Raw genomic sequence first — 14,484 nt, 5'->3', positions numbered from 1 at the left:
GATTCGAGCCTGGATCGATTCCTGGCTCAACCCAAATGGGAAATATCGGTTAATGAAATCTCGGGCGACCTGATAAATTTCTTCGGTAATTCCCAAACTGTCGCAGATGACAAATGCAATTTTTGTTTCCCCATTGTCAAGCACCAGACAGCGGACATGCAGTTCATCATGAACATTGGTGGCAGGGAAAGGCTTGAAGCCTCCCACAATGGCTTCACCCAGGGGCGGCGTGATATTGCTGGTGGCGGCTCCCGCTTTCAAAATCTTTTCAGCTGCGACGCTCAATGTTTGGAACATCGTAGACGCAAGCAGTACGCAACAAATATGCAGAATCCAAATCGAAGCCTGTCGCCGGATACCTGTAGTCAACATCAAGTTGTCTCCTCATAGAAGTCGTCACAAAAGGGCCTAAATCAAAGACCCAATTATAAAGACCGTGATATAGGAACACAACAGCCTGATTTGATGTGTTCCAAAGGCCCGGCATAGCGATTACCAAATGCTTCTACTCACAAGAGTTAATTCGGGCTTGCGATGTGATTCCAATAAAGGCATACTTTGCTCGTGAGATTTCCTCACTCAAACCCGATAAAGAAAATCAATCGATGCAGCTGGAATTAACAGAAAAAACAAAGATCGATGCCTCGCCTGAAGTGGTACACGAATGGCTGAGCAATCTGGAAAACTGGCCAAAGATCAATGACAAAATCAAATCCATTTCAGTGGAAGGCAACAAGTGTATTGGCCAGCTTCAATTTAAAGGGCAAACTCTTGATTTTGCGGGTGTGGTTCCTGAAGACAATGATCCACTCAAGGTTATCTGCAATATCGTTGTACAATCAGAGCAGGGAAAGAAAACGCCCGGACATTTCGAAGTGATTTACGAAATTGTTCCTGGCAAAAAAAATACTCAGATTATAGAACGCGTTATCTTTGAACAAGAGATCCCCTTTTGGGGCTGGTTGCTTGTTAAGCTCATCATGAAATTAGGAAATCCAATGGGAACGACGAATTTGCAACGCATCAAAGAACACATTTCCGATACAGATTGAACCGGGTATTGAAACAGGCGTTTACTTTTTTTCTTTCAATACAAATTCGCCGTAGTAGCCGATGTTCGATTTGTATCTCCCGCTGAGTGTGGCTCCCTTCATCAATCCCATCCACTGATACTTGTGACCTCTGATCGTGGCATTTCCAGAGAGATCGAATTGCTTCCCCTTTGGCTTCGATTGAAATGTCGCCTCATACTTAAACGGATCTCCTTTGAATAACCCGGTAAACGTAGCTTTCCAGGTACCCTTATCATCAGATTTCGCGACGCATTTAAGAGGCCCCGTTGTATTGTACTTGCGATTATTCCACTTGCCTTCCCAGGTTCTACTCTCCCCCGCCTGCAACAGAGAGAGCGAACTCAACACAAAGATGACGAGCAGCAAAGAACGTGACATCATGGTTTCCCCTTTAGACCAATCTTTTTATTCCGGGCACTGTTTAGACGATATGAGCACTCTCACTCAGAAAGTAATTCGTCAAACAGTTCCAGAATACGACAAAAATGAAGGTCTGAAGTCGAAATAATTCGAAGTAATCTGAATTTGTATCAAAACGTGTGGTTGTAACACGCTATTTGACAAGAGATTAAGAGAAATGTATGACGGCCTCGATGGGAGTTCTACCTGCTCGTCGCACCTTCATCCCAATGCGAAATCTGGGCGAAATCTGGAACTCTTGAAACAGTCCCATCCCTCGAGAGAGGAATTCATACGGGAACCAGCTGTTGACGCAAGAGACCTCAACCACTTTTTCAATCAAGCCGCTCGTTGAAGAGTATTGACTTCTTTGATCTCGATCAGCGTGTGTGGCTCAGAGAGATAAGAGCGCAGCGTACTGATGAATGCAGCAGCTTGATTGCCATTAACCATGCGATGATCCATTCGCACAAATAGCGAAGCCTGTTTTCGAATCACAACTTGATCGTCTATAACAACGGGACGTGGTTCGGTGGGACCCATTGTAACGGCAATATTACAAGAGTTCATAGGCAAAGAACTCGGCTTATAGGAAATTAAAGGTGGGGCTCCTGAAAAACCCAAATAATTCACAAAGGCACCAGCGTGGTTTAAACCCCGCTGCCAGGGCCAGATGCTGGGGCATCGTGTCCAGTTTCCTAAAGTGAATCCCAGACGGCACATCCGCAGGATCCACGAAAGCCGCAGATTTCTTCCCATGTGTATCAATCGGTTATTGAGCCACGAACTTTCTTTCGCACGCTTTTTATCCTGAGCAACCTTGGTCGCTTTTTCTCGAACTGCCTCCCAAAGATAATTGGCAACTTCGGAAATGGATAACTCTTCCACATTTTGCATGAACACACAATCAACTTCACCCGTGCTGGTTTGCAGCATAGGCATCGCAATGTTGACACCCTTATATTGATAGACCTTCCGACCAATGACTCTTCGATTGACCTCCGGGTGCTGACACAGACTTTCGGTGACAGCACGAATCAGAATATGGGCCGGTGTTACAAAAGTGCTGTGCTGATTTCTGTGTTCTTCCAGGAAAGAATCCATTTCTTCAATGTCAACAGAGGTTCCCCAAACCATCATTGGATCACAACTTCGTGAAGTACTCCCAAGATAGGATGTATTAACCCATCCGATTTCAGAGAGGGGAACGGGTTTGTTATGGGTTGCCCAATACATAGATTCGTTGCCTGCTAATGAATCGAAAGTGAAGGGGGAAAGAGTGAATGTCATTTAATCTGTTGTCAGATTAATTCAGCCTGACTTTTAATAGCCAGACGGTTAACAATTAATTCCGCGATGGTACTGGGAGTCTTGAAGAAGTCCGGCTGAATATCCTGAAAATCGAGCCTCAGATCAAATTCCGACTCTACAAAAACAAGTAAATCCATCATCGTTAATGAATCTAGTAATCCAGAATCCAGCAGACCTGCTGTCGCATTGAGATTCTGATGGCCTGTCACCGAATGCAAAAAGTCGATGACTCGCTCTAAAATCGAATTCTCCATGTATCTACCTTACCCCTGGTCGTCTTGACTTTATTTTTCTTGGTTAATGACTGTTTCTTTTACACGTTGCGACAAACGCTGCCGATCTATTTTCATTGCATGGTTTAATGGAAAACTTTCAACAATAGAAATATGATCTGGAATCATCTGACGTGGCAGTTTCTTGCGACAGATGGCTATCATTTCGGAAGTGGACAAATTGCGTTGAGAGGTATCCGGCTTGACGTACAAAGCCAGCCGCGTTCCCACATTTTTTGATTCGAAGGGAACAGCAACCGCTTGCGTAATCGGGAAGGTTCTTAAAGCAAACTCTTCCAGATCAGCCGGGTGCACTCGATAACCCGAGATCTTGAGCAGTGCATTGCGGCGGCCCTTGACAATGATCCAGCTGGATTCATCAATCGTTGCCAGATCACCCGTGTATAACCAACCGTTTCGAATTCGTTTTTGAGTCCCCGCTGGATCTCTCCAATATCCCTGCATAATGTTCGGACCTTGTGCACGCACTTCGCCAACCTCCCCAGGCTCAACAGAATGTCCGTTCTTATCAACCACTTCCAGTTTCACGCCCGGAATGCCCTGACCAATACAACCATCTGATACTTTCAAAAGATGTTCGGGAGGCACATATGCTAATCTGGCTGTAGCCTCCGTCTGACCGTACATCACAAAAAAACGTGCCGGAGAAATGTGCTGATTGATTTCTAACGAAAGCGAATATTCCAGAGCACCACCGGCTACAGACATATAGCGTAAACTGGGTGCCTCAATCTTTTTGAAAGAGGTCCGTTCCAGCAGAGTTCGAAATAAATCCGGAACAGCAGACAGGCTGGTACACTCATGTTTGATCAATGCCTGAATAATAGTTTCTGGAAACGTAGTGTTACCATCCAGAATCAGATGCGCTCCCATCAGAAGATGCGACTGCAAAACAGAATTACCAAATGCATGGTGGAACGGAAGGATACATAAAGGACGTTCCGTTTCATTCAATTTCAGATATTTTTGTATGGAGATAGAGTTTGAAATCAAATTAGTATGACTGAGCATGACTCCTTTCGGAGTACCACTGGAACCCGATGTGAAAAAAATGGCAGCTAGCTGACTAAGGGAATCCTGTGTGTTCGTCCGATTTACTTCGCGGGACGGGTGATCTTCAGCTACTGTCAGGTTTTGCAGGTCAGGGCGTCGCTTGAGAATACGTGGGGTCATAATCATTACAGTGGCTTCAGTAGATGCCAGGATCTTCTCAAGAGTACCCTTCTCCAGATTGGCAGCTAGAGGGACAACAATACACTTTGCTATCAGGATTCCATAAAAAGCGGCAACGTATTCGACGGAATTCGGCGTCAACAGGATGACTCGATTTCCTGGTTTATACTCAGGATCCTCTTTCAGTTTGCGAGCAACGCTTAGAGCTGCTGCAAGCAAACTGCGATAATCCCATGTTAAGCCAGAAGTCGAAATCGCAGGATGAGTATCCCGGCGACTTGCCACTTCAATAAACGAAGTTATTAGACAGGAAGATGTAGATTCATCCCGGCTACTAGACGGAGCAAGAGAGGCATCATGCGGACGGGCTCTTTTGGTGTTGATGAAGGTCAGATTCGAAATGATATCACTGGTACAGGACATGTCAGGCCACTTTGATCAGGAACCGACATAGTATGTGGCTTCCTGATATATGTTTTTTTCTTAGTTCCAGGTTGAATGAGTTAATTCAGCGCAATCAGATGGTAACCTCATTTTTATCGGACTTTCCTTCGCAGTCAGTCTCTTTAAACTCAGTGGAGCGACCGTTTTTCTCCGTTTTTGTTCATGTAGATTACCCAGACTTACAATGTCTGTGAAAATGCACAAGAAGCATAGGGTGCCAGGGTGGCTTGCGCAGATTGGGGCGCGGGCACTGTTCACCGCCGAGCGACTCAGACTTAACTCAGTTCGGCAGACTCTATGATGATGAGGTCGGTGTAAAGACAGTGATCTCACTATCCGATTTCTCAGTTGATGGATTCACTTTTTGGGAATACAGATCTTCCGAATTGACTAAATATAATATTCGATCACGTGTTCTTCTTCGACTGAGAATCGATAATCGTGACCGGGCGTTACGGTTGAGACATCATCCAATAAGAGTTGGGCCACACGCATCGCCTGGCCGCGCAGTTCGGGGACTGCCGTTGTTTCCCATAGCGTCCCTTTCATCAATGGACCGATTGCGAATAAAAATTCAGAAGGCTCTCCCTCTGCGTTGATGACAGCAAAGTCGGCACCAACGTCGATCCCCATGTCCAACTCATCTGGCTGGATCAATCCGCGTTTCAATAAATTCTGGAAGAGTGGTACACTGGTGTTTGAAAAACCGCTGTTCGGCCCCGTACAATTAATGACCAACCCACCCTCGACCGACTGTTCTTCACCTTTTTTGTTCTGCAGACTCACCCGCACTTTCTCATTATGTTCACTGAGGCCGGTAATTCTTCCTCGTAGAACGCGCAATCGACCTTCTGTGATGGCTTCGGTAAGACGCTGGTGTATCGGTTGGGCAATTCGATGGCGGATTACATTCCAACGTGCAACATACCGCTTGAGAAATTCCTGTTTCTCCGAAAGCTCAAATTTTTGCCAGATGCGTTGGGTATGCGGGCGAAGACGATCGACAACGATTCCCGGATTCTCACCGATCCGTTGCAGTTGTTTGCAATGTTTTTCCAGTAATTCTACTAGATTATCAAGACCCAGATTTTCAGGTTCGGAGGGTAAAAAATCGGGATACTCAATTCCGCGAAAGTGTGCCTGCGGTATCATACCATTATGAGAGATGGCCGTGATATTACCGGTCCATTCCTTTTCGCTGAGCGTCAAAAAAATATCGATCATTGAGAGCCCTGTTCCCAAAATAATGATGTCATCTTTTGGATCAGGAATTTTTTCCATCCAGTTTCCCCACGGGTCCGGTGAATAAGCTGGATGAGAAAATGACTCACCCGCTAAAGAGGTAGGGGGCTGATTACCAGTTGCAAGCAAAACACGATCAGCTTCAATTGAGGTCCCATCTCTGAGAGTGATTTCCGCGCATCCATCATAGGTAAATTCAACGTCGACTGCTTCACTCTCAATTACTTGTATTTCAGCAGGATGGTGAGAATCAATCGGCTGCATATAGTTTGATAAGATACTGCGCAGATAATCTCCATAAATCCGTCGCGGCACGTATGTTTCACGAAGTTGTGGATCAGGAAGATCACTATAATCAACACGGGTTCGGAGCCAGTCCAGGAAATGATTTGCATGATCGGGAACCGCAGACATATTCCGAGCCGCGACGTTTAACAGATGCTCCTCTTGTTTCGTGCCAAAAGCGACGCCACGACCCAATGGGTATTTATCATTTATCAATTGAATACAGAGCGGCCCCGTACTCAATCTGGCTAGATTCACAGCCGCCATTGTCCCACTGAATCCCCCGCCGATAATCGCAACTTTTTTCATGAGAATCTATTCCTTACACATCACGCGTTGACTACGAAATTTTGATTCGGCCAAGCGGATATTTCGCTGGTACATTGGTGTTCAATCAGACTCAGTAAGTCAATTCAATTGTACCCGGGAGAGTTCCACAACAAAAGACACGCCACGCTGATTCCTGTCTTTCTATATAACCCCACATTTCCGAGCCTAGGTGCCTGGTTTTGTTACATGAGTTGCGCTAATTGTTAGAATGAGGAATTTGACGCGCTTCATGCCAATGTGATCGAGGAACCCCAAGGGCGACACCGAATACGATACATTGCGAGTCCGTTTCGACAGCCGCTTGAAACTCGAGTGCGCAGGTAGTCAGCTCACAACCGACGCCGGATTGTGGGTGTATCGCGAACGCTGGAATCTATAACAGCGTACCGCTAGAATTTACAACATTCGATGCGCGGAAATGTTCCAGGTCGAATGCAATTGGGAAATGTGAGATTAGAACAATAAAAGGACAAGAGTCATGTATTATCGAAAACTATTTTGTGCCCTCTCTCTGCTACCTCTCATACTGCTGAATACATCACGGGTTTCTGCACAGAATAAACCAGGTAACGCGCAATTCAACCAAAGGTATGAATCGCTCACAAAAGCAGGTCTTCAAGTTGAAGAATTCACAGTTTCGGCAGGCGAAAGAAAAGTATCAGCAATTATTGTTTCACCTCCGGTGGAACGTTTGGCTAAAGAACCTGCTTTGCTTCTGACACTCGGCTCTCCCACTAGTTGTCTGTTACCTCCCTATGATCAACCTGCGAAGTATTTCTGGGAACACGGGCAACGCGTTGTCTGCTTATCAACGACGATCCCCACAGGCAATTTAACGGTATTTAAAGATAAAGTAATGACAGGACCAGATCCAACTCTTCAATTTATTGAAAATGCACGCGCAGTTTTAGATGAGTGTCTAAAACGTAAATGGGTTAAGCAAAATCAAATCGCGGTCTCCGGTGTTTCGCGTTATGGATATCTTGCGTTTCGTCTGTTAGCCGCCGATGATCGTCTCAAGATTGGTGCTGGTTTCGCCCCTGTAACGGACTGGAAAGATCTAGCAGAATTCAAGTCAGTCAAGGACCAAAACATCGTAAGCCAATTAGCGCTTACAAATTATGCTGATAAGTTGACTGGGAAAAAATTGTTTTTTTGCATCGGAAACCATGATGAGCGAGTGAATACCTTAAGCAGCTGTCGTTTATTCCTGAGCCTGAATGAAGCAAATGCGGAACAGGGATTTGATCGAAGTCTGATTGATTTTCATGTGACCGCTGATCTCGGTCATCGGTGTGGCAAAGAGTGGTACATCAAAGGCCTGGAGACTCTGCTAAAAGCAGCAACGACTCAAAAAAAATAAGCGAATGTGATAATCCATTAAACGTTCAGAGAGCAATGTCTTTCGCAAAAATTTACATTGAACTTAATGCGAAAACAGTCGGAATTGTCATCGTTCAACAATCGCGTTTGACGATCGCAGTTTTCTTGCCATGTTCGTCGATGGCGACATACGTAAACGCGGCTTCGGTGACCTTGAAGTACGGACAATCGGAATCTTCGTGTCTGAGCACCGGCTCGACCCACACTTCGAGCTGTAACGTAATCGACGTCGTCCCCGTTCGTTCAATTGTTCCATAACAGGTGACCACATCTCCCACTTTGACAGGTCGGATAAACTTCATGCTTTCAACGGCGATCGTAACCGTACGGGTTCCTGAAATTTCTTTTGACAGAATTCCGCCGGCAATATCCATTTGTGACATGATCCAACCGCCGAAAACATCACCGTTAGCATTCGTGTCGGCGGGCATCGCCAATGTGCGAAGTATCAATTTTCCTTCTGGCAGCTCACAGACTTCTTCCATTATCATTCAATTCTATTAACCTGGTTTGAAACAAGATTTAGTCAACCGCTTCAGACATACTCGAAGATAAGTCATTATTCTCTGCTCATGAGAATCGCGGCGGTCGCCCATTGTTCTTCGCCACATGCCCTCCCCAGACCAGTAGGTTCTTACTGCAATCGTCACGGTCTATCAGAACTTCGATCAAAGCAGGGCCGTCATGTGAAACAGCGGTTTGTATCGCCTCGTCAAGTTCTCCTTCCGTTCCCGCCTTACAACTCCAACCATTGCCGTCTTCTGCATTGAATACATTAACCAAATCGGCGTAATTCCAGTTTTTGATGGTGTTATAAGGACCATCATGAATTTCGACTTCGATGGTATACCCGCGATTGTTAATCAGAAAGATGATCGGCTTCAGTCCATAGCGAATCATCGTCGAAACTTCTTGGGCGGTAAGTTGAAACGATCCATCACCGATCAAAGCAATCGGACGGCGGTCCGGCGCGCCGATACTATATCCTAGCGTGGCGCCAACAGACCAGCCGATCGATCCATACTGCATTTGCACCTCGAAACGGGAACCTGTAGGCAGGTTAAGCTGCATCCCGTTAAACCAGGAATCACCGGTCTCTGCGATCACTGCCGAGTCGGGACCCAGCATCTTTTGAATCCTCGCAAACAGTTGACGTGTCGAAAGCGCCGTCTCGGCTGAGCCGGGAGACAAGGGGCTTACCTCTTCCTGAATCCGTTTGTAGGCTACCAGCGAGCCATCATTGGGCTTCAATTTTGTCGCGAGTTGTTCCAGGAATTCCGCTAACTTGACATTGCTGAATGTCTGATGAGGAAAAACCACGCTATTCGGAAGCGCTTGAATCACTTTGGTAGGATCGACCAACGCCGCATGCCCGGTTGTTGTATAGTCAGTAAAAGTAGGGCCAGCAAAGAGGCAGAGGTCCGCAGAGTCGACAATCTCACCACAACCAGGAGAACCAACGGGACCCCAATACGTTCCCATATAATGGGGATGTTGTTCGTCAAAAAAACCTTTTGCGTTGGGCATGCTGGCAATGGCATACCCGGACGCATCCGCTAGTTTCTGAAACTGAGATTCTGCACCAAAAGAACGAAGTTTCACGCCGGATACTAAAACAGGCTTGATCGCGGCATTGAGTAATTCCACAGCATGTTCGACAGCGGCATTCAGTGAAAGCGGATCGCTGGCCGTCGGGCCTCCAAACGATCTCTCATTCGGATCTGAAGTGACGGCGGATGCAATGTTACAGGCGATTTCAATATAAACGGGTTTACGAAAGCGGAGAGCCGTTTGAATCGCATGATCAATCTGCTCTGGTGCTTCTCGCGGGTCCCGAATGGTCACTGCCTCCGCAGTCACTTTCGAAAAAATATCGCGCTGATAATCGTAATCCAAGCCTCCCAGCGTATGATGCAACATTTCGAATTCCGCTTCCGAATTGGTATTCGGACCGCCAGAGACGGCAATCACCGGCAAATCTTCCGCATACGCTCCGGCGACCGCGTTGAGCAGGCTCAAGCCTCCTACGCTAAACGTTACGAATACCGCGCTCGCACCACCCGTTGCCCGGGCATAACCGTCGGCGGCATAGCCTGCGTTCAATTCATTACAGCAGGAGATCATCTCAAGGTTTTTGTTTTCCAGAATCTGATCCAGCAAAACTAGATTGTAATCTCCCGGAACGGCAAAGTAGTGTTGTAAGCCGATTTCTTCCAAACGCGAAGCAAGATACGAACCAACGGTAGTACTATTTTCAGACATCAAAGTTCCTTCTATCAATGAATGCGCACATCATAAAGGTTTATGACACGATTACCTTTTCTTAATACTCTGGATTCCACATCGTTTGTTCAATCCGCTGATCAATTTCATCGAGTGAAACCGAATCAGCCACTCCTGCTTCAATGGCTGCCTCCACAACTGCCCTTGCAATCAGACGGCCCACTTCCCGAATCGTTGTCAAGGAGGGGAGCAGCGATGCATTCGGATCGTTGAGCGCTGGCGAAGTCTCTTTCAATGCCATCGCCGCTGCCATAAACATCGAATCGGTCACCCGTCGCGCCCGAGATGCCAGAATACCCAGTCCCATCGCCGGGAAGATATAACTGTTATTGCATTGAGCAATGGTATGTGTGACTCCTTTGTAGTCGACCGCATCGAAGGGGCTTCCGGTTGCGATCACCGCTTTGCCGTTCGTCCATTCCAGTAGATCGGCGGGCGTAGCCTCGGCACGTGAAGTCGGATTAGAAAGTGGAAAAATAACAGGCCGTTCTGTATGTTTCGCCATTTCTCGAATAATCTCTTCGGTAAAGGCGCCGGTTTGTCCGGTGGCTCCGATCAGCACTCCGGGTTTGCCATTTCTGACAACATCCGCAAACGAGATCGCTCCCGATACATCGCAGTCCCACTCTTTCAGGTTTTCAGGTGACTGCGCCAACTGCTGATGTAAGTCATCCAAATCAGAGCGGCCCGTATGTAACAGACCGTCACGATCAATCACATAAAATTGGGCTCGGGCTTCAACTTCATTCATACCGGAAAGCAGCATAGCCTGCTTCAACTGTAAACAGATCCCCACGCCGGCAGAACCAGCTCCCAGCATCACGATCCGCTGATCTTTCAACTCAGCACCAGAGGCAGCAATCGCGGCCAGGATTGTTCCCGTAGTCACAGCCGCCGTGCCTTGAATATCATCATTAAACGTACAAAGATCATCACGGTACTTATCGAGAATCCGCTCGGCATCGACGGAAGCAAAGTCTTCCCACTGTAAAAGCACATCGGGGAACCGTTTCTTGACGGCGTCTACAAATTGCCCAATAAATGCGTCATACTCCGCGCCTTTGATCCGGTTCTCTCGCCAGCCGATATAGCGTGGGTCATCCAGTCGTTCCTGATTATTCGTTCCCAGATCCAGCACAATCGGCAATGTTTTCGCGGGATCAACCCCACCGCATAAAGTGTAAAGCGATAACTTACCAATCGGAATGCCCATGCCGCCGACTCCTTGATCGCCGAGACCTAGAATGCGTTCGCCGTCGGTTACCACGATTACATCGACATCATGTTTGACATTATCAAATATCGCATCCATAGAATCACGCTCGGGATACGAAATAAAGATCCCCCGTGCGCGACGATAGATATGGCTGAAACGTTGGCACGCTAATCCAACTACGGGCGTATAAACAATGGGCATCATTTCAGTGATATGCTCGAGCAGCAAGCGATAGAACAACGTTTCGTTTTCATCCTGAAGCTGCCTTAGAAAAATATGCTTGTCGATATCGATCTGAAATTCAGAGAACGCTTCGTAAGCACGCTCAACCTGCTCGGCGAGCGTATCAACGTGGGGAGGCAGCAATCCCAGCAATCCATAATCCTGCCGTTCCTGTTCGGTAAATGCGGTCCCCTTATTCAAAAGCGGATCTTCAATCAGCAAGGTCCCCGTTTTTTGAATCGTATTATCCTTCGATGTCCGTCCCGAATTCATGGCAAAGTTTATCCCGATGTGAAGAAACGTGGGTTGAAAATGAATCGAGAGAATACATCAGCCTGCAGTCTCTCCGAGCTCCAGCATAGAGTAATAGAAAAGCGGTCAGTCTGTCGATGTTACTATTGGAAAAGTACAAGGATTCCCGCAAGCTCAGGGTTTTCTGAGTTGTGATCTCAATTGTCAATCCAGGGCCTCAGATTGATTCAATGGTTGAGTCCGGGTAGTCTGATCGTTAGAATTGTAGAGAAGTCCCACCGTTAAAACATCACCTGCCCTAAATTTCCTGCATTTGAGGTCTCTAGCCATGCATCGCCTGTTTTCGATGATTGTTCTTTGCTCTATACTCGCTGTCTCTGTTTATTCTGAAGCAGCAGAAGTTTTGAATGTGCTGCCCGAGGCGACAGGCAATGTAGCGGAAAAAGGGCCCGTTTATCACGCGCTCCAACAACAGAGTTATGAAGCCTCTGCAAAACGCACAGCCGCTTATGAAGCATTGAAAACGCCTGCAGACTGTGTGGCCTATCAGAAACGAATGAAAGAATTCTTTCGCAAACAGATCGGCGGTTTTCCCGAAAAGACACCCTTGAATCCTCGTGTCATTGGTAAATTGAAAGGGAATGGCTTTCGTGTTGAAAACGTAATTTATGAAAGCTGGCCCGGCCATCACGTAACGGCCAATCTTTATCTGCCCAACACCAAGCCTCCCTATCCAGGTGTGCTTGTCCCTTGCGGGCACAGCCATGATGGGAAAGCAGACGACCGTTATCAGAGAGTATGTATGTTGCTCGCTCAAAATGGGATGGCGGCGATGTGTTATGACCCGATCGGCCAGGGTGAACGGTATCAAGTTCTTTCGAAACAACCCAATGAATTTTTTCGAGGCACAAAACGTTACCGTCCCCCTCACCCTCAGGTACAGTTCTACTGCACCGCAGAACACACTCTAATGTCGGTCAGTTCGATTCCACTCGGAAGCAACGCGGCCCGTTATCGAATCTGGGACGGAATGCGGAGCATAGATTATTTAGTCAGCCGGCCTGACATCGATCCAAAGAAAATCGGTTGTACGGGAAACTCGGGTGGTGGCACACTCACCAGCTATCTGATGGCTCTTGACGATCGGATTCAATGTGCGGCACCCGGTTGCTACTCAACCATGTATCAATCTTTGATTGATTTCAATGGCCCTCAAGATGGCGAGCAGATCATCTTTGGTCAATTGGCTTACGGATTAGACATCCCCAATTTCACGTTGATGCGCGCTCCCAAACCGACGTTGATTTGTGCGGCCACCCATGATAGCACGTTTAAGATTGAAGGTACCTGGAAATTATTTCGCGAAGCCAAACGCTTCTACACACGCATGGGTTATGCGGAACGTGTTGACCTGATTGAAGCGGATGCTCCACACGGATTTGGTCTAAAACTGCGTGAGGGAACTGCACGCTGGATGAGTCGCTGGCTGTTGAATAAAGAAAATACCATCTTCGAAGGGGATCTTCCCGTCTTTACTTATGAAGAATTACAGTGTTCACAATCAGGACAAATCCTGCTGGACGCCGGCGAACGATCTGTGTTTGAGATCAACGATGAAATTAATCAACAATTGGCAAAAGAACGCAATGCTCTCTGGAAAACCATTGATTTAAAAACCGCCCGTGAAAAAGTGCGAAAAATGAGTCAGATTACAAAACTCTCCGCGCTCCATCGCCCGGAATTTAAAGAAGTCGGCACTATCAAGCGTCAGGGGTATCATATCAAGAAAATGATTCTCACTCCCGAACATGGCGTACCTCTGCCCGCACTTTTGTTTCACCCCGATGATCCAACGGGCGTGATCGTGCTGTATCTCAACGGAGCTGGGAAGCAAATCGATGCCGCACCGGGAGGAAAAATTGAACAACGGATGAAAAACGGAGATGTCGTCATGGCGCTCGACGTTCGTTGCATCGGTGAAACCGCACGTAAGAATAATCGTCGTATCGGTTGGGCGCACGGATTGCTTGGACCGAACTACCATGAATTTGCGCTGGCATTTCTGTTAGGTGATTCGGTCGTGAAACTCCGAGCGGAAGATATTCTCGTCTCAGCACGATTTCTTTCCGAATATCAGTCAAAAGACAAGCCACGTAAAATTGAACTCAAGGCCATTGGTGAAACGGCGATCCCCGCCTTGCATGCGGCCGCTTTAGAACCGGAACAATTCTCACAGGTCAATTTGAGCCAAATGGTACCTTCCTGGGGAGAGGTCGTGAAGACCCCGGAAACGCATAATCAGTTAATTAACACGGTTCATGGTGCATTAAAAGTTTATGACTTGCCTGACCTAATCAAATTAGCTGGTGATTCCAAAGTCAAAGTTACAGTTACAGAGCCTGCAGGTGTCACTGAAAAAGTGGCAACGAAAGCTCCTTAAGTCCAGTACGAGTTTCGAAAGAAGTTTAAGCAATCGTTCCTGAGGGAGCTACGCTAGACAAAGCCCGCTGCGCCCTTAATAATGGCTAGACAACTCTAATTCATGTCTTATTCATCACAGCCGATGCTTTCGGCTGAT

Annotated in this window: 11 protein-coding genes and 1 pseudogene; 3 read left to right on the top strand and 9 right to left on the bottom strand. The window is 47.0% G+C overall.

What is annotated here, in order from left to right; genetic code table 11:
- Positions 1–297, bottom strand: a pseudogene (locus tag Q0668_RS18565) (hypothetical protein); the annotation flags it as partial.
- A 308-nt stretch (positions 298–605) separates the two neighbouring features.
- On the opposite strand from Q0668_RS18565, the gene Q0668_RS18560 reads away from it, so the two are divergent.
- A complete protein-coding gene (locus Q0668_RS18560; protein WP_298867359.1) occupies positions 606–1,052 on the top strand; it encodes an SRPBCC family protein in 447 nt (148 codons plus the stop codon).
- 21 nt (positions 1,053–1,073) lie between these two features.
- Here Q0668_RS18560 and Q0668_RS18555 read toward each other — a convergent pair whose 3' ends face one another.
- From Q0668_RS18555 to Q0668_RS18535, 5 genes are all read right to left on the bottom strand, one after another.
- Positions 1,074–1,454: a hypothetical protein gene (locus Q0668_RS18555; RefSeq protein WP_298867357.1), complete on the bottom strand. Its 381-nt coding sequence runs from the start codon at positions 1,452–1,454 to the stop codon at positions 1,074–1,076.
- Between the two features lie 357 nt (positions 1,455–1,811).
- Positions 1,812–2,708, bottom strand: a complete 897-nt coding sequence (locus Q0668_RS18550) for a 2-oxo acid dehydrogenase subunit E2 (RefSeq protein ID WP_298867355.1) — start codon at positions 2,706–2,708, stop codon at positions 1,812–1,814.
- Between the two features lie 65 nt (positions 2,709–2,773).
- Complete coding sequence (locus Q0668_RS18545; RefSeq protein WP_298867353.1) at positions 2,774–3,037, bottom strand: phosphopantetheine-binding protein; 264 nt, start codon at positions 3,035–3,037, stop codon at positions 2,774–2,776.
- Positions 3,038–3,067: 30 nt separating this feature from the next.
- Positions 3,068–4,672 (bottom strand): AMP-binding protein, encoded by a 1,605-nt coding sequence (locus Q0668_RS18540; RefSeq protein WP_298867351.1) that lies wholly within the window; start codon positions 4,670–4,672, stop codon positions 3,068–3,070.
- A gap of 411 nt (positions 4,673–5,083) precedes the next feature.
- On the bottom strand, positions 5,084–6,529 hold the full coding sequence (locus Q0668_RS18535; RefSeq protein ID WP_298867349.1) for an FAD/NAD(P)-binding protein: 1,446 nt from the start codon (positions 6,527–6,529) through the stop codon (positions 5,084–5,086).
- Between the two features lie 499 nt (positions 6,530–7,028).
- Here Q0668_RS18535 and Q0668_RS18530 point away from each other — a divergent pair, with 499 nt between their 5' ends.
- Entirely contained in the window at positions 7,029–7,913 is an 885-nt protein-coding gene (locus Q0668_RS18530; protein ID WP_298867347.1) for a prolyl oligopeptidase family serine peptidase, read from the top strand.
- A 94-nt stretch (positions 7,914–8,007) separates the two neighbouring features.
- Here the strand turns inward: Q0668_RS18530 and yciA are convergent, their stop codons facing one another.
- The 3 genes from yciA to Q0668_RS18515 all read right to left on the bottom strand — a co-directional run bounded on the left by yciA (position 8,008) and on the right by Q0668_RS18515 (position 11,927).
- Positions 8,008–8,418: an acyl-CoA thioester hydrolase YciA gene (gene yciA / locus Q0668_RS18525; RefSeq protein ID WP_298867345.1), complete on the bottom strand. Its 411-nt coding sequence runs from the start codon at positions 8,416–8,418 to the stop codon at positions 8,008–8,010.
- An 85-nt stretch (positions 8,419–8,503) separates the two neighbouring features.
- The gene (locus Q0668_RS18520; RefSeq protein ID WP_298867343.1) at positions 8,504–10,195 is read right to left on the bottom strand and encodes a thiamine pyrophosphate-binding protein; all 1,692 of its coding nucleotides are present in this window, start codon (positions 10,193–10,195) and stop codon (positions 8,504–8,506) included.
- Positions 10,196–10,256: 61 nt separating this feature from the next.
- Positions 10,257–11,927, bottom strand: a complete 1,671-nt coding sequence (locus Q0668_RS18515; RefSeq protein ID WP_298867341.1) for an NAD-dependent malic enzyme — start codon at positions 11,925–11,927, stop codon at positions 10,257–10,259.
- A gap of 307 nt (positions 11,928–12,234) precedes the next feature.
- Here Q0668_RS18515 and Q0668_RS18510 point away from each other — a divergent pair, with 307 nt between their 5' ends.
- Positions 12,235–14,346, top strand: coding sequence for a prolyl oligopeptidase family serine peptidase (locus Q0668_RS18510; protein ID WP_298867339.1), 2,112 nt, complete (start codon positions 12,235–12,237; stop codon positions 14,344–14,346).
- Positions 14,347–14,484: the final 138 nt, after the last annotated feature.

Origin of the sequence: uncultured Gimesia sp. (genome assembly GCF_937910335.1) — a bacterium.
GTDB lineage: Bacteria > Planctomycetota > Planctomycetia > Planctomycetales > Planctomycetaceae > Gimesia.
Note: the sequence above shows the minus strand (reverse complement) of the source record. Positions and strands in the feature narration are given on the sequence as shown.